This window comes from Ornithinimicrobium jinqii (assembly GCF_045032595.1).
Lineage (GTDB): Bacteria > Actinomycetota > Actinomycetes > Actinomycetales > Dermatophilaceae > Ornithinicoccus.
Genome location: NZ_JBJFZS010000040.1, coordinates 1 through 15,199, shown reverse-complemented (window position 1 = coordinate 15,199; position 15,199 = coordinate 1). Strand labels below are relative to the sequence as shown.

The 15,199-nt window shown below is 69.9% G+C and carries 14 protein-coding genes and 2 pseudogenes; 8 read left to right on the top strand and 8 right to left on the bottom strand.

The window, feature by feature from the left end; all coding sequences use genetic code 11:
* Positions 1 to 563: 563 nt before the first annotated feature.
* Positions 564 to 4,394 (top strand): MobF family relaxase, encoded by a 3,831-nt coding sequence (gene mobF, locus ACI3ET_RS15695; protein ID WP_405034013.1) that lies wholly within the window; start codon positions 564 to 566, stop codon positions 4,392 to 4,394.
* A 252-nt stretch (positions 4,395 to 4,646) separates the two neighbouring features.
* Here the strand turns inward: mobF and ACI3ET_RS15690 are convergent, their stop codons facing one another.
* Positions 4,647 to 5,171 (bottom strand): TspO/MBR family protein, encoded by a 525-nt coding sequence (locus ACI3ET_RS15690; RefSeq protein ID WP_405034012.1) that lies wholly within the window; start codon positions 5,169 to 5,171, stop codon positions 4,647 to 4,649.
* Positions 5,168 to 6,073 carry an alpha/beta fold hydrolase gene (locus ACI3ET_RS15685; RefSeq protein ID WP_405034015.1) on the bottom strand — a complete coding sequence of 302 codons (906 nt, stop codon included), beginning with the start codon at positions 6,071 to 6,073 and terminating at the stop codon, positions 5,168 to 5,170. Before ACI3ET_RS15685 ends, ACI3ET_RS15690 begins: the two co-directional genes overlap by 4 nt.
* A gap of 80 nt (positions 6,074 to 6,153) precedes the next feature.
* On the opposite strand from ACI3ET_RS15685, the gene ACI3ET_RS15680 reads away from it, so the two are divergent.
* Complete coding sequence (locus ACI3ET_RS15680) at positions 6,154 to 6,645, top strand: MarR family winged helix-turn-helix transcriptional regulator (RefSeq protein ID WP_405034011.1); 492 nt, start codon at positions 6,154 to 6,156, stop codon at positions 6,643 to 6,645.
* A 46-nt stretch (positions 6,646 to 6,691) separates the two neighbouring features.
* On the opposite strand, the pseudogene ACI3ET_RS15675 reads toward ACI3ET_RS15680, so the two are convergent.
* The 3 genes and pseudogenes from ACI3ET_RS15675 to ACI3ET_RS15665 form a co-directional block, all read right to left on the bottom strand.
* Positions 6,692 to 6,979: pseudogene (locus ACI3ET_RS15675) on the bottom strand (transposase); the annotation flags it as partial.
* A gap of 29 nt (positions 6,980 to 7,008) precedes the next feature.
* Positions 7,009 to 7,146: a hypothetical protein gene (locus ACI3ET_RS15670; RefSeq protein WP_405034010.1), complete on the bottom strand. Its 138-nt coding sequence runs from the start codon at positions 7,144 to 7,146 to the stop codon at positions 7,009 to 7,011.
* Positions 7,147 to 7,295: 149 nt separating this feature from the next.
* The gene (locus ACI3ET_RS15665; RefSeq protein ID WP_405034009.1) at positions 7,296 to 7,718 is read right to left on the bottom strand and encodes a MarR family winged helix-turn-helix transcriptional regulator; all 423 of its coding nucleotides are present in this window, start codon (positions 7,716 to 7,718) and stop codon (positions 7,296 to 7,298) included.
* 104 nt (positions 7,719 to 7,822) lie between these two features.
* Between ACI3ET_RS15665 and ACI3ET_RS15660 the strand changes: the two genes are divergently transcribed.
* Both ACI3ET_RS15660 and ACI3ET_RS15655 read left to right on the top strand, forming a co-directional pair.
* Complete coding sequence (locus ACI3ET_RS15660; RefSeq protein WP_405034008.1) at positions 7,823 to 8,290, top strand: SRPBCC family protein; 468 nt, start codon at positions 7,823 to 7,825, stop codon at positions 8,288 to 8,290.
* 2 nt (positions 8,291 to 8,292) lie between these two features.
* Entirely contained in the window at positions 8,293 to 8,757 is a 465-nt protein-coding gene (locus ACI3ET_RS15655; protein WP_405034014.1) for a YdeI/OmpD-associated family protein, read from the top strand.
* Between the two features lie 79 nt (positions 8,758 to 8,836).
* Here the strand turns inward: ACI3ET_RS15655 and ACI3ET_RS15650 are convergent, their stop codons facing one another.
* From ACI3ET_RS15650 to ACI3ET_RS15640, 3 genes are all read right to left on the bottom strand, one after another.
* A complete protein-coding gene (locus tag ACI3ET_RS15650) occupies positions 8,837 to 9,307 on the bottom strand; it encodes a hypothetical protein (RefSeq protein ID WP_405034007.1) in 471 nt (156 codons plus the stop codon).
* Positions 9,304 to 9,867 (bottom strand): TetR/AcrR family transcriptional regulator, encoded by a 564-nt coding sequence (locus tag ACI3ET_RS15645; protein ID WP_405034006.1) that lies wholly within the window; start codon positions 9,865 to 9,867, stop codon positions 9,304 to 9,306. Before ACI3ET_RS15645 ends, ACI3ET_RS15650 begins: the two co-directional genes overlap by 4 nt.
* A gap of 221 nt (positions 9,868 to 10,088) precedes the next feature.
* Positions 10,089 to 11,027, bottom strand: coding sequence for an NmrA family NAD(P)-binding protein (locus ACI3ET_RS15640; protein ID WP_405034005.1), 939 nt, complete (start codon positions 11,025 to 11,027; stop codon positions 10,089 to 10,091).
* 23 nt (positions 11,028 to 11,050) lie between these two features.
* Here ACI3ET_RS15640 and ACI3ET_RS15635 point away from each other — a divergent pair, with 23 nt between their 5' ends.
* From ACI3ET_RS15635 to ACI3ET_RS15620, 4 genes and pseudogenes are all read left to right on the top strand, one after another.
* The gene (locus ACI3ET_RS15635; RefSeq protein WP_405034004.1) at positions 11,051 to 11,533 is read left to right on the top strand and encodes a MarR family winged helix-turn-helix transcriptional regulator; all 483 of its coding nucleotides are present in this window, start codon (positions 11,051 to 11,053) and stop codon (positions 11,531 to 11,533) included.
* Positions 11,533 to 12,165 carry an NAD(P)-dependent oxidoreductase gene (locus ACI3ET_RS15630; RefSeq protein ID WP_405034003.1) on the top strand — a complete coding sequence of 211 codons (633 nt, stop codon included), beginning with the start codon at positions 11,533 to 11,535 and terminating at the stop codon, positions 12,163 to 12,165. Before ACI3ET_RS15635 ends, ACI3ET_RS15630 begins: the two co-directional genes overlap by 1 nt.
* A gap of 545 nt (positions 12,166 to 12,710) precedes the next feature.
* Positions 12,711 to 14,099 (top strand): annotated as a pseudogene (locus ACI3ET_RS15625) (IS1380 family transposase); the annotation flags it as partial.
* A 280-nt stretch (positions 14,100 to 14,379) separates the two neighbouring features.
* Positions 14,380 to 15,144: a hypothetical protein gene (locus ACI3ET_RS15620; RefSeq protein WP_405034002.1), complete on the top strand. Its 765-nt coding sequence runs from the start codon at positions 14,380 to 14,382 to the stop codon at positions 15,142 to 15,144.
* Positions 15,145 to 15,199 lie beyond the last annotated feature (55 nt).

The window sequence follows — 15,199 nt, the reverse complement described above, 5'->3', positions numbered from 1 at the left end:
GGACCCCGGAGAACCGCAGACCGGCAGCGCCAGCCGGCGCTACCCCACGCCCACGCGCCGAATCCGGACGAGAACGACGATCACGCCCACGCCGAGCGCACCAGCCCCACCTCATGAAAGACCGGGGTCAGGTGGCGAGACATCGAGGCCGTCCCTCGTCGTTCCCGACGAACGGGCCAATCGACCCGCCTGCCCATACTCAACCAATGAGACATGGCGCTGACTTCCTTTCACTCGTGATCAGCTTCTTCTGCTGTAATCCCTTAAGCGTCGGTTTCCACCCCAGGGACTCACCGTCTCTTGCATTCAGTCACTTCCGACCGTCCGACGGTCCGCTCTCGCCAGATCTGTGGACAACCCAGGCCCGCAGACCCCGAGCACACGGATCACGCCCGACCAGACACCCTGCCCGCTCTCGACAGCGTCCTCGACCTGCTCAGTCCCAAGACCGACCGCGCCCCGCGACGACCAGACCAGCCAGAGGCAGATCGAGGACACACCTACTGCACTCGGCTCGCGGGTGAGACCCAGGAGTGCGCTCCTCCGCTTATGGGGTGGAGATGATGACGATGCATAAGCTCTCGGCCGGGTCCGGGTACACCTACCTGACGCGTCAGGTCGCGGTGCACGATTCAACGGAGAAGCGCCAGGTCGGCCTCGCCTCGTACTACGAGGAGAAGGGCGAAGCGCCCGGTCGCTGGCTCGGCACCGGCCTGCCCGGCCTCGACCTGGCCGTCGGCGACGTGGTGACCGAGGAGCAGATGAAGCTGCTGTTCGGCCAGGGCCGCCACCCCCGCTCCGGCGAGCCCGCGGCCGCCGCGAAGGGCTGGGGTGGGTTAGGGCGGGCGTTCCCGACGTTCGACGCCACGTCTCTGCGGCAGGTCACGGCGCGGGCGTTCAGCGAGCACAACACCCGCCAGGGACTGTCGTGGAACGCACCGATCCCGGGGGAGGAGCGAGCACGCATCCGCACCGAGGTGGCCCGGGAGGCGTTCATGCAGCGACACGGCCGGTCCCCCGTGGATGAGGGCGAGCTGACCAGGTTCTTGGCCAGGGCGGCTCGGCCGGCGCAGGTGCCGGTGGCCGGGTTCGACCTGACGTTCTCGCCGGTGAAGTCGGTCTCGACCCTGTGGGGCCTCGCCACCCCGGAGATCGCCGAGCAGGTGGAGGCCGCCCACGCGGCTGCGGTCCGCGCCACGGTGGCGCTGATGGAGGCGGAGGTGGCGTTCACCCGGGTGGGCAAGGGTGGGATCCGTCAGGTCCCCGTGACCGGGCTGGTAGCGGCGGCTTTCGACCACCGCGACTCGCGCACCGGGGACCCGGACCTGCACACCCACGTCGTGGTCTCGAACAAGGTGCAGTCCCTGCCGGAGGAGGGTGGGCGGTGGTTGACGTTGGACGGGCGGATGCTGTTCAAGGCGAAGGTGATGGCCTCCGAGCACTACAACACGCACCTGGAGGCTGGCCTCGTGGAGCGGCTCGGGGTCCGCTTCGTCGACCGCCCGAGCGCCGAGGGTAAGCGGGCGGTGCGGGAGATCGACGGGATCGACCCGGCCCTGCTGACCGCGTGGTCGACCCGCCGACAGGCGATCGAGACCCGGCAGCGCGAGCTCGCTACGGCCTTCCGGGCCGACCACGGCCGGACCCCCACGACCATCGAGTCGCTCGCGCTGGCGCAGCAGGCGAACCTGGAGACGAGGCCCGGCAAGCACGAACCCCGCTCCGAGGCCGAGCAACGCGCCGCGTGGGGTGAGCAGGCGACCGCCGTGCTCTCCCGTGGCGGGCGCTGCCCGGAGGAGATGGTCGCATCGGCCGTGGGGGCGCGGTGGGGGCGCGACCGGGTACGCGGTGGGGACGCGAGCATCGTCGCAGGTGGGTGGGTGGGGGCGCTCCCGGGACACCTCCGGCGACGCGGGGGTGGGGACGTGCGCCCTCAGGTCGTCGCCGCGCGGGTGCTGTCGGTGCTGGAGGGGTCGCGGGCGACGTGGCAGGTGTGGCACGTGCGCGCCGAGACCCTGCGGCAGCTCCGGACCGCCCAGGTCCCCCTGGACAAGCTCGAGGCGTACCAACGTGACGTCGAGCGGTGGGTCCTGCAGGGGTTCTCTGTGCCGGTCGGGGTACCGCCGGAGCTGGGTGAGCCGCAGGTGCTGCGCCGCAGGGACGGGCAGTCCGCGCACACGGTGCACGGCGGCCAGGCCTACACCACAAGGGCGATCCTGGCCGCCGAGGAGGAACTGCTCGCCCTGGGGTTGCGTCGAGACGGTCGTCAAGCCACCGAGCACGTGGTCGAGACCGTCCTGGCTGCTCAGAGTGGAGACGGTCCGGGCCTGGACCGGTCGCAGGTGGCGATGATCCGCCAACTGGCGACCAGCGGGTGCCGCCTGCAGGTCGCCCTCGCCCCGGCAGGGGCCGGCAAGACCGCCGCACTGCGCGTGGTGGCGCGTTCCTGGGAGGCCTCCGGCGGTACCGTCCTGGGTCTTGCACCCACCGCGGTCGCGGCCGAGGAGCTCGGCGCCGCCACGGGCATCCCCGCCGACACGCTCGCCAAGTACCTCCACCAGACCACCACCGCCCGAGCGGGGGCGTCAGCGCAAGCGGGTCCGTCGGCCGCCTCGGGCGGGGTCGTCGGGCCGGGGACGCTCGTGCTCATCGACGAGGCAGGCATGGCCGGCACCCGCGACCTCGCGGCCGTGGTCCGACAGGTCGTCGACGCCGGTGGCAGTGTGCGCCTGGTCGGCGACGATCAGCAGCTGGCCGCCGTGGTCGCCGGCGGGATCTTCCGGGACCTGGCCGAGCAGGGCCATGGGAACGGCACTACTGCGACGCTGGCCGAGCTGCACCGGTTTACCGACCCGGCCGAAGGCGCGGCCACCCTCGCTATCCGGGACGGCGACCCCGCCGCACTGGACCACTACCTCGACCACGACCGGGTCCACCCCCGCGACACCGGCAACGTAATCGAGGCGGCATACGCCGCCTGGGCCGTCGACCGGCAAGCCGGGCTGTCCAGCCTGCTGCTGGCCGCGACCCGCGACACTGTGCGCGACCTCAACCAGCGCGCCCGGCAGGACCGCCTCGACACCACCGGAGAACACCCCGGCTCTGAGGTGACCCTGGCGGATGGCACCCGCGCCAGCGCCGGTGACATGCTGATCACCCGCCGCAACGACCGTCGCCTACGGACCGTCGACGGGTCGTGGGTCAAGAACGGCGACCGGTGGCACCTCCTGACGGTCCACCCCGACGGGGCTCTCACCGTCGGCCGCCAGGACAGGCCGACACGGCGCGGACACGCCGGGGCAGGTGCCACCCGTCGAGTCACGCTGCCCGCGGGGTATGTGGCCCAGCACGTGCAGCTGGGGTACGCGTCCACGATCCACGGTGCCCAGGGTGTCACCGTGGACAGCACCCACACCGTCCTGACGGGGACCGAGACCCGGCAGGCGTTGTACGTCGCGCTCTCCCGGGGACGGGAGAGCAACCACCTTTACCTCGGCACGCCCAACGCCTCCCTCGACAGCATCGATCCTCACCTGCAGGACACGGTGGCTGACCCGCGGCAGGTGCTGACCGGCGTCCTGGCTCATGACGGCCGTGCCCTGTCGGCCACGACCGTCGAGCACGGCGACGCCGCTGAGTTGCTGCGGCAGGCGGTGCTGGCCTACCAGGACGCCCTGACCGTGCTGGCTCAGCACCATCTCGGTCAGGTTCGGATGGCCGCCCTGGACGACGCGCTCGAGAAGTGGCTGCCCGGGCTGACGCAGGCACCGGCGTACCCGCACCTGCGAGGCCAGCTCGCCGTCCGCTGGGTCGAGGGGACCCGGCCCGAGACGGTGGTGCAGGAGGCCACCTTGTACCGCGGCAGGCGAACCCTCACCGAGGCCGACGACCCTGCGGCCGCCCTCACCTGGCGCCTCAGCGCCCTCACCCCCCTGCCGCACGGGGACGCCCCACTGCCGTGGCTGCCCGACATCCCACCCGCCCTACGACGCGACCCAGGCACGGGCACCTACCTGGACCGGCTCACCGGCCAGATCGACGACCTCAAGCACCGGGTCACCGACCAGGCCCAGCAGGCAGGCGCCGCCAACCGCGCGCCGTGGCAGCGACCCCTGCCGGCGCACGTCGACGACCAGCTGCTCGGCGACCTCGCCGTCTGGCGCGCCGCCCTCGGCATCCCACCCACCGACACAGACCCCACCGGACCGCCCATGAAAGACCCCGACGTCGCCAGGCACCAAGCCAGGCTGGTCCGGCGACTCGACGCGCCGTCCCCGGTTCTCCGCAGGCCGAAGCCAGGCGCTGTGGGCGAGCGCCTCCGAACCAGCCAGCGACGAGCAGAGCATCACACTTTCGAGGGTCCCTCGCGTGAGGTTTCCGGCCCCCGCCGATGACCGATCCGGATCGGACGACGTCCCTCAGCTCACCGCTGCCGCGTGCTCGTGACATCGCTGTACCGCCGATGAGCGCGCACTGTCATCAGCGATGTAGGTGATCGGCACCCGCCGAGGGTCGGTACATCGCTGTCACGCCGAGTGCAGCGCGTTGGTCAGGGCGAAGCAGCAGGCCGCCCGCGAAACTACGTGGAACGCCGTTGTCGTCGGACGTTTTCGAACCGTCCTAGCGGGTCGGCGATGCCCGTTTCTTCAGCCCTGATGCGGCGTTGACGGCTTCATGAGGCGATCGGGGCTGGCGATGGCGGTGGCGGTGGAGACGTAGGTGGCGTAACCGAGCCAGAGGAGGCGGGGGACGAGAGCGAGGGTCGCGGCACGGTCCAGACGGGCGGTGGTGCGGACGCTCTGTGCGGTGGCGGCGAGCCCGGCGGCTGTGTCCAGTGCTCCAAGGACGGGGCTGCGTAGACCGAAGTACACGCCGGAGAAGGCGGAGAACAGAACCCAGCTGGCGGCCTCGGCTGCCAGCGCGGTCCGGCGCCCGGGTGTCCGGGGCGGGAGGTTGGCGATGCGCAGGTTGCTCCACAGCGTCAGGGCGTTGTTGGTTGCCCAGACCGGGGCGAACAGCCAGCCGGGAGGTGCGCCCGGTGGGGTGCGCAGCGAGGCATAGTAGTCCTCATCCCCGTTGTATCCGGCTGGTAGAGCGCTGGCCAGGTTGGCGGCGACACCGACTGCGAGGGCATGATGCCAGCGGTAACGGGTGGTGGTGGGGTGTCTCATGGCTTGGTCCTTCCTGGTACCGGCTGGCGGCGGCGGGGTGGGTAGTGGGAGGTGAGCCAGGACAGCACCGCTGTGGCCGTGCGATCTGGTTGTTCGAGGTGGAGGAAGTGACCGGTTCCGGGCCAAGTCTCAGCCCGGTATCCGTGCGGGAACAGAGCCTCCTGCCCCTGGGCCAGGCGGGGAGCAGCACAACCGTCGTCCCGGCCACTGAGGTAAAGGGTCGGCACGAAGATCGTGGTCTTCGGAACGGCGAATCCCTCGGCGCGGTACATGGCCACGGGCGCCGGCATGCTGGCCCTGAGCGTGCGCTTGACGTGGGCGAGGTGCTCGGCGGGAAGGGTGGCTCCGGGAGCGGACCACCGGCGCCACAGGCGGTCCACGTAGGCGAAGTCGTCGCGGGCGAACGCACGGTCCGCGACGCGGCCCAGCTGGAAGAAGACGATGTATCGGCTCCGCCACCACTGCCGTGGTGAGAGGCGAGCATTGCGGATTACATGAGCGGGATGGGCACCTGCCATCAGGACCGCGGACGCGAAGCGTGGCGCGTGAGCGGCCATCGCTGGATAGGCGAGCTGCGCGCCGAAGTCGTGCCCCACCATGGCGACAGCCTCATCCGGTGAGACCAGGTCGATGATCGCCATGAGGTCGGCGACCAGGGAGCGCATGCCCAGCGACCCCTGCAGGGGTGAGGGGGCGTACCCGCGCAAGTTCGGTGCCACGACCCGGTACCCGGCCCTGGCCAGAGCTTCGCCGAGGGAATCGAAGGTGGACGCGTCATCGGGGAACCCGTGCTGGCAGAGAACCACGGGGGCATCAGCAGGGCCCTGCACACGGGCTGCGAACACGCCCCGTGCCGTTCTCAAGCGTTCGTCGTCAGCCACGGCGGGTCCTTCCGGGAACATCACACCCCTATCGCTCGGTTTCCGAGCGACTCTGATTCCGAGTATGCACGTAGGCTGGGGTCATGGCAAGAGGTGAAGACGTGGACTCTGTAGAAGCACGCGAGCGGACACGGGTCCTGACGGACGAGGCCTCGTGGGCGCTGCGCGACGTGACCCGGGCCGCGGTCGACGTGGACTACGCGCTGGCCCGCCACATGGGGTTGCGCCCGATGGACTACACCGCTCTCAGCCACGTTTTCACGGGGAACGGGACCCTGACCCCGCGCCGGCTCAGTGACCACCTCGGCATCAGCACCGGCTCCACCAGCGGCCTCCTTGACCGCCTGGAACAAGCGGGGCACCTCCACCGTCGCCGCGACGGGACTGACCGTCGACAGGTGAACCTCGAACCCAGTGAACGATCGGTGACAGACGTCATCACAGCGCTCTCCCCTCTGTTTGCCGCACTGGAGGAGATGGCGGACCGCTACACCGTTGCAGAGCGGGAAACCATCGCCGACTACCTGCGCCGAACCGCTGAACTCATGCGGACCTATGCAGAAGACATCCAAGGGTTCACCTCACCCGGGTGACCGACGTCAGGTACATCCCGCTCAGTCGGGCAGGCCCAAGAAGGTCCGACAGACGCCGTTGGCGCTTCTTGACCAGCTGCGGCTCGAACGTGCCGTCCCTGTCCCGCGGGACGGTGACCTGCACCCGGCCGCAGTTGTCCGGGAGGACCGTCCTGGTCCGTGTGCCGTTGCGGGAGGTGCCGCGGTTGCGGCCCTCGAGAGCGTGCTTGTCGTACACGAGGTGCTCGGACATCTCCTCATCCAGCGCCGTCTCGACGACGGTCCTGGTCAAGGCCTTCAGCAGCCCGTCCGGGCCGGTCAGCGCCACGCCTGCGTCCTTAGCCTGCCGGACCATCTGCTTGATGACAACCAGCTCGGCCGCGGTCAGCCCCGGTCCGGCCCGGCGCCGGGGACGACCCCGAACGCCTCACCGGGCGGCTGCTGAAGCTCGAGCGAAGCCGGTGCCGACGCCTCGCTCTTCTGCGGTGGAGGTGGACTCACAGCCACCAGCGTCTCGGTCATGTCGACCCTCCTGCCCCAACCGGGGCGACAGGGCCACTTACACCGCTGGAGCGACATACGCCCTACAGACACTCTTGGTTGGGCGGTGCCGACCGGCCTGCGCGTGGACTGGCGGCATGCGAGTGCCCAGGGGGCTGGACTGGCCACGCTCACGTGGGATGTGAGGCGTCCTGCTCCGCGGGGTCCCGCATGATCCGCGTGACGGCTACATCGAAGATGGAGGACAGGTCCAGCAGGGCTTGAGCAACGGCTTGGCGCTGCTGCTCATCCCATCCGTCGGCGAGCTGGTCCACGTGGGTCCCAACCGGGCGGTAGACCCGTTCGAAGGCCTGCCACGTCGCTGGGAGCAGCTCGACCAGGGTGCTCCGGCGATCTCGAAGGTCGGGGACTCTGCGGACCATACCGGCCGACTCGAGACGGTCTACGAGGGTGGTGACGGACGGCCGGGTGATCTTGAGCGCCGCGGCTATGGACGCCTGGCTGAGCGGTCCGGTCTCCAACAGGTTCAGGGCTCGCAGGTCGTTGCGGTTGACCCCGATAGTCGCCGCCGCAGCAGCATCGAAGGCGTCCATCGCACTTGAGAGGCGACGGCATGCGACAACCACTTGAGAACTGTCCACCGTGACCCCATAGTTAGAGAAACGTACCGTTAGACGACCTTACCGTGGAGGCCTGCATGATCTCGTGGTCCGAGAGCATCGACATCGACCGGCCGGTCGAGGAGGTCTACAACGCCGTGCTGGACCAGCAGGTCCTGATGAAGTGGTCTGCTTGGCCAGCGGCTACCGGGTACTCCTGCGGCGTGGACGGTGACGGCACCACCCTGGGGAGCAGCATCGTCTTCACTTCGCCGACGGGTGAGGAGATGGGGCGTCAGACCATCGTCGACGTCACCGACACGACGGTCAGCAACCGACTGCGCAACCGCGGACCCGGCGGCCGGGTCATCGAACCCGAGATCGACTTCCGCGTCGAGCGGCTGGGTCTGCGCAGATCCCGCGTCTTGCTGGATTTCCGGGTCGTGCCTCCGGTGCCCGCCCCGTTGCGTCCCGTCGCGCGGCTCTTCTTGAACCTGCGGATCCGGCCGCTGCACCGCGCCGATCTCAAGAATCTCAGGAGCATGCTGGAGACCAGGGCCTCGTGACGATGGAGCCCGATTGGGTCGAGTTCGACGCACTGGTCGAGGTGATGCCGTGGGGGCGCAACGTGTACACCATCGTGCGGCTGGACGGTTCGCTCGAGGACGCCGCGAGAGCGTTTCGCACCCGTCGAGTCGAGGGCACCATCGACGAGGTCGCGGTCAATGTCGGTGTCAACCGGGCCGATGTCCTTCCTGACGCGTTCATGTACGTCGGCAAAGGGCTGCTGCGACGGCTGGGCGCGCGACACGGCGATGTCGTCCGCGTTCGGATGCGCCCCGCAGACCCGGACGACGTGCCGCTTGCCGAGGACATCGACCGGGCTCTGGCCGATGGCGGGCGCCTGGACGCGTTCGAACGCAAGACGCCCGCCCATCGACGGCGTCTGCTCCAACCCATCGAGGAAGCAGCGAGACCGGAGACCCGCCAGCAGCGCATCGAAGCCCTGGTGCGATCACTGCCGTCTGGCTGACCAGCCCCCTGGGACGTCACGGCGTTCTGCTGCTGAGTGTCGGGCCCGTGCGAGGACCTGCCTGAGGGTTGGTCGGGCTTCAGGTCATCGCGGCGGCCCCGGCGCCCAGGCCGGAGTAGAACGCGGAGAACGCCAGGCCGTAGGCCAGGACCGCTACCACGCTGGTGCGCGCGAGCTTCTGGGTGGGGTGGGCCATCCGGGCGAGCACCACCGCCAGTACGGGACTGATGACGGCGGCTACCACTGCTGTGGCCCAGGGGTGGCCGTCGCCCACCCGGTGCACGTACCGTCCGATGAGGCGTCGCTTGGACGCGGAGTCGACCGCGTCGTCGATCCGTGCCTGGACCTGGGGATCCATGTCGCGGCTGGTGAGCACCGCAGACGTGACCAGTAGTGCGACGAGCGCGGTGAACACCAAGACCCCGAGGAGGATTCCGCCCTGGCCACCGACCAGGGCGGCTGTCGTGGCCAGGACGGGCCCTGCCACGAAGTCATCGACGAAGGTGATGGCCAGGGCGAGCCCGGGCCAGGCGAGTCGCGCCGCCCTCATGCTCGCGGTCCGCTGCCCGGGCCCGCCAGCTCGGTGAGCCGGGCGTGGATACGCGCCCGCAGTGCGGGGTCAGGCGGTGCCAGGCCGAACAGGTCCGCCGCCCACAGCCCGTCCGCGGCCAACCGCACCAGGTGTGCGTCGACGCCGGGCAGCCCGTCCTCGTCCAGGCGCTCGACCCAGTTCCGGTACCGGTCCTGGATGGGGGCGAGCAGGGAGGGGTCGTACCCGACCGCGGCGAGCAGAGCCACGACAGCCAGCTGCTCCGACCCGTCCTGGGCTGGTGCGGCACTGGCCCTCAGGTAGGCCCTCGTCCAGGCGCCCGGGACGATCGAGTCCGCGTCGTGCGCGGCGCCCTGGTCGGCGTCGAAGCCGGTTGCCAGCTCCTCGAGGAGTGCGACCACCAGGGCCTCCTTGGTGGGGAAGTGGTACAGGACCCCACCCTTGCTGATACCAGTGGCTGCCCCGACCGCGTCCAGGGTCAGCGCCGAGTAGCCACGCTCGGCCACCACCGTGGCTGCGGCGCGCAGCAAGGACTTCTTCTTCGAGGGGCGCGGACTCACGAACATAACTGTACCGTCCAGACGGTTAGTCTGCCACGGGCGACGGCAGGTCGGGGATGCGTCCTATCGCCGCGTCTTGCGCGGGGATACCCGGTTCCGGGAGCGGACACGGTAGGCACCAGCCAGGTCTCCACCGATGTGGGTCACCGCTCGGCCGTAGCTCAGCGCGGCGCCGGACAACGTCCGGGATGCCGCGCTGAGGACGGCTCCGCGGTCAGTACTCAGCGTGCTGACGGCTGCCACTTGGTGGCGTGATGGCTGGCGAAGTCCTCGAAGGAGCGGGGGTCCTTGCCCGTCACGGTGTGCACATCATGGGTGAGGTTCCCGGCTCGCCCGAGGCGCGCGAGGGTGTAGATCCCCGTGGTGACGGCGACCATTCCCCAGGGCATACCCAGCACGGTGCGAGCGTTCGCGGCATAGCGCAGCGCACCTGGTGCGGTGTAGGTGATGTGGCGGCCCAGGACCCGGCTGAGCGTGTCAGCCACCTGGGCGTAGGTCAACGACTCCGGACCGGTCGGCGTCCACGCGCGGCCGCGATGCTCCGGTGGGTGCAGCAACGCCGCCACGACGACAGCGGCGACGTCGTCGGCGTCGACGAACGCGGTGGCGCCCCGACCCGCGGGCACCACGAGCTCGCCCCGGTCGCGGATGTCGCTCAGGTGCGTCGTGGTGAGGTTCTGCATGAAGAAGGAGGGCCGCACGAACGTCCAGTCCAGGCCTGACTCTCTCAGCCACGCCTCCAGCGTGGCGTGCGGGACGACCCGGTTGTGCTCGGCGCCCTGCAGCGAGAGCAGGACCACCTGTGCGACGCCCGCGGCCCGGGCAGCCTCCAGCGCGGGCAGCATCTGGGTACGGGGCCGCCCCAGGTGCGGCGGGCGCAGCAGGAACATCTGCTCCACACCGTCGAAGGCCGCCGGCCACGTCGAGGAGTCGGTGAAGTCGAACCGGACCTGCTCCACCCGACCTCGGCCCGGGACGTCCGCCGAGCCGGCCCCAGCGACGTGCTCGGGCGCGCGGGTGACCGCGGCGCGCACTGGCACCCCGGCCGCCGACAGGCCCTCCGCCACGCCCCGGCCGACCGTGCCGCCGGCACCGGTCACCAGGACCGGCGCCTCGAAGTCGTATCCCGCACGCACGATCCGCGTTCCCTCCGTCGTCACCCTGAAGCATGTACGATACATGCATGATCGGCGGTCGCGACGACTCCCTGCTCCGGCTGGACGCCGCCCTGCTGACCCTGCGGCGGCTGACGAGCGCGCCGACCGCGCGCCCGGTGCTCGACCATGACGGCTCCCAGGTGGAGGTCTCCACCATGTTGGTGGTCGACGCGGTCGCCCGTTGCGCCCAGGAACGGGCCTGCAGCATCCAGGACGTCGCGCAGGCGCTGACGGTGGCCCACTCGACCGCCAGCCGACTGGTCGACCGGGCGGTCCGGGCGGGCGTCCTGACCCGTGACCGTGACGCCGAGCAACGCCGCCGGACCGTGCTACGACTCACCGGCACCGGGCGCCAGCTGCAGACCCGGGCGACCTCGTTCCGCACCGGCCTGCTCGCCGCCGTCACCGCCAGCTGGTCGACCACCGACGTCGCTGCTCTGACCGAGCTGGTGGAGCGCTTCGCCGATGACGCCCGGCCCCACCTGTCGACCACCGAAAGGAATCCCTGATGAACATCGCCGTCCTTGGTGCTACCGGACGCAGCGGCATCCCGCTCCTGCACGAGCTGCTCGACCGGGGCCACCACCTCACCGTCCTCGTGCGCGACCCGGCAAAGCTCGCCGACCTTGCCGACCGCTTCACCGTGATCACCGGCGACAGCCGGGACCGGGCGGCTCTGGACCAGCTGGTCACCGGCGCGGACGCAGTGGTCTCCGCGCTGGGGCCGACCGCCAAGGAGGCCTCGCTGCACACCGAGACGGCCCGCGCCCTCATCGACGCCATGCGCCCGGGCGGCGTGCGCCGCTTCGTGGGGGTCAGCGGCGCCGGCATCGACGTGCCCGGTGACCAGAAGTCCCCCACGGCCCGGATCATCTCCGCGCTCATCCAGAAGCTCGGCGGCGCGCTCGTCCAGGACAAACCGGCCGAGTATGCCGTCTTCGCCGGCAGCGACCTGGACTGGACGCTCGTGCGCCCCCCGCGCCTGCAGGACGGCCCAGCCACCGGCAGGCTGGAGCACGACGCCCACCGCTCGACCCGCTCGACGAAGATCACCCGCGGCGACCTGGCCGCCTTCCTCGCCGACGTCCTCGAGCAGAACCTTTACGTGCACCAGGCGCCCTTCGTGGCCACAGCCCGCTGAGCAGGCCGGCCCACCTTCATGGCACCGCTCCACTGGCCGGTCCAGAGGAGACCCGCACCGCTACGACGTGCAATTGGAAAACGACGCGGTGCTACCCACCTCTATCAGTCCCGGTTTCAGCTGCCCGTGGCTCACCGGGCCGCCCGTGCCGTCTTCAACGGCGGCCGAGAACAATCGGGCCTGTACGCACGTCCTGTACTGGCACCCCTCTATGTCAAGACGCCGCTGGGAGTGGCGTTCTACTCTTAGGAGCGGCGGGTCCGGGAAGTGGCTTGTCCGAAGAGCCGGCGTTGGGTTGCGAGCCGGTCGCGCTGGAGTCAGAGTGGTCACCCCTTTGCCCTCCCGGGCCCGTCGTCGTGTGTCCGGCGAGGTCGTCGAGCATCTGCTTGTACACCAGGTCGGACAGGCGTCGTTTGAGCTCTCTAGCCTCGGGATTTCACCTGTCGTAGGTGCTGCGGGCGTGCCATGACGAGAAAGGTGCCCCTGACCTGGGAAGATATCGATTGCGACGTCGGTATCCGAACAGATCAAGGAGCACCTTTCAGGTGAGCAAGACTACCCGCTCCTACCCGCGTGTCCACGTGGACACGGCACGCTCGGGGGCTGTGGCCCAGGCCGGTGGGGTGCTGCTGGTCCGGGCTGCCGAGGCCACCGGTCTGACCGCCTCGCTGAAGGCGGAGCTGAGCACCTGGCGCAAGCCGTCGGCGGTGCACGACCCGGGCAAGGTCGCTTGTGATCTCGCGCTGTCGTTGGCGCTGGGTGGGGACTGCCTGGCCGACCTGGGTCTGCTGCGCGCAGAGCCCGGCGTGTACGGCAACGTCGCCTCCGAGGCGACTGTCTCCAGGACCCTGTCCACCCTGGCCGCCGACGCGGACACCGCGGTCCGGGCCATCAACCGGGCCCGCGCATCAGCTCGCCAGCGTGCCTGGGCGATGGCAGGTGATGCCGCCCCTGGTCACGGTTCAACCGCGGCGGCCCCGCTGGTGATCGACATCGACGCCACCATCGTGATCGCGCACTCGGAGAAAGAGCAGGCCGCCGGAACGTACAAGCGCACGTACGGCTTCCACCCGCTGCTGGCGTTCCTCGACCACGGGGCGGAGGGCACCGGGGAGCCCCTGGCGATCCTGCTGCGCCCGGGCAACGCCGGGTCCAACACTGCGGCCGACCACACCAACCTCGCCAGGGAAGCACTGGCCCAGCTGCCCGGGGTGAACCCGTCCCGGCCGGGGAAGAAGGTCCTCATCCGTGCCGACGGCGCCGGTGGCACCGAGGACTTCACCACCTGGGCCCACCGTCGCGGGGTGCAGTACTCGGTCGGGTTCACCCCGCCTGCGAACACCCCCGACCTGCTGAAGAAGATCCCCGAGGGTGTGTGGGCGCCGGCGTACGACGCCGAGGGCAAGGTCCGTCCTGGTGCCGACGTGGCCGAGCTCACTGACCTGCTGTCCCTGACCGGGTGGCCGCCGGGCATGCGGGTCATCGCCCGCCGCGAACGTCCCCACCCCGGTGCCCAGCTGCGCTTCGAGGATGTCGACGGGTACCGGATCACCGCGTTCGCGACCAACACACCCCGGGGGCAGCTGGCCGACCTCGAGCTGCGCCACCGCCGACGGGCCCGCGCCGAGGACCGCATCCGCATCGCCAAGGACACCGGTCTGGCCAACCTGCCCCTGCACGGGTTCGACCAGAACAGGATCTGGTGCCACCTCGTGATGATGGCCATGGACGTCACCGCCTGGACCCAGATGCTCGCCTTCACCGGCCACGCCGCGCGACGCTGGGAACCCAAGCGTCTGCGGCACCGTGTCTTCACGATCCCCGCGACCCTGGCACGAACCGGCCGCCGGGTCCGCCTGCACCTCAAGGCAGACGCCGCGTACGCCCAGCTCGTCCTGACCGGCTGCACCGCCCTGGCCGCCCTCGCCCCACCCTGACCCAGGCACCTCGTCCAGCCCCGACCAGCCCGCACCACCCCTCGGCACGTGGAACCCGACGCCCCCGGACGCCCTCCGGAACCCTGTCGTACCCGACTGCCAGAATCAGCCCCCGACGGTCACCGTGCCACCTCACCACCAGCCGACGGCCCCCGATGAAACATCGAGGCTAACCGAACTGGCTGCCCGAGGGTGGGACTACACGACGCCCATCCAGACGTTGGTTGAAGAGGTCCAGGACGCCAGGACCGGAGATCTCCCAACCTCGACAGGGATCGTGCACCTCTGCGCCGCAATGGCGAGTGAGCAAGCTCACGATCTGCCTGATAACGTCTGGCTCAAGCTCGCCTGTTGTGTCCTCCAGCCGACCTTCGACGGCAACTACATGAGCCCCGAGAAGGTGAACTCGTTCGTCATCCAGTCGTTTACCTGGCCCGGAGAAGACGTCGACGCCATGTATGACGTTCTCGAACCAAGACTCGTCAGTCGCATCGCCTTAGCCTCGAAAGCAGAGCTCCCAGACCTCATCGAGGTTATGGGCAAATGGGCCCAGGTCGGCGTCGGACACCACCTTCCGCTCGGTGGCGTCCCGAACTCTGGACAGCAGATCGCAGCGCGACGGGTGGCGGTCTCGATCGCCAAAGCCATCGCCCCGTTAATCGCCACCCCAGGCCTGCGCGCCATCTTCAACCGAGAAACCTCCGGCCTCGACCTCACGCTCGACGAACCGGACGAGCTCTTCTCGGCACTCACCGCCGAACGCGACCTCTCCGAAGACTGGGAAGAGGACCGGCGCCTCCGAGATGCGGAACTCGACCGTACCCTCGCGCCCTATACCGAACAACCGCCCAGCGTCATCATGAAGTGGCTCGTGAACCATGACGCTGACCTCTCCATGGTCCAGCACGGCTCAGCATCGTGGAGCGTCATGGTTCGCCTGTCCATGCGGCCCGACCCCGAGGCCTGGTTACGGGCTCTTCACAATCCAGGGTGTAGTTGGGGCCTGAATCCGCCGGCCTCGAGGAGTGCTCGGGCGATGTAGTTGGTGAGGTTCCGGAACCCGAGAGCCAAGCCGCGAAGGTGCTCGAGGCGGCCGT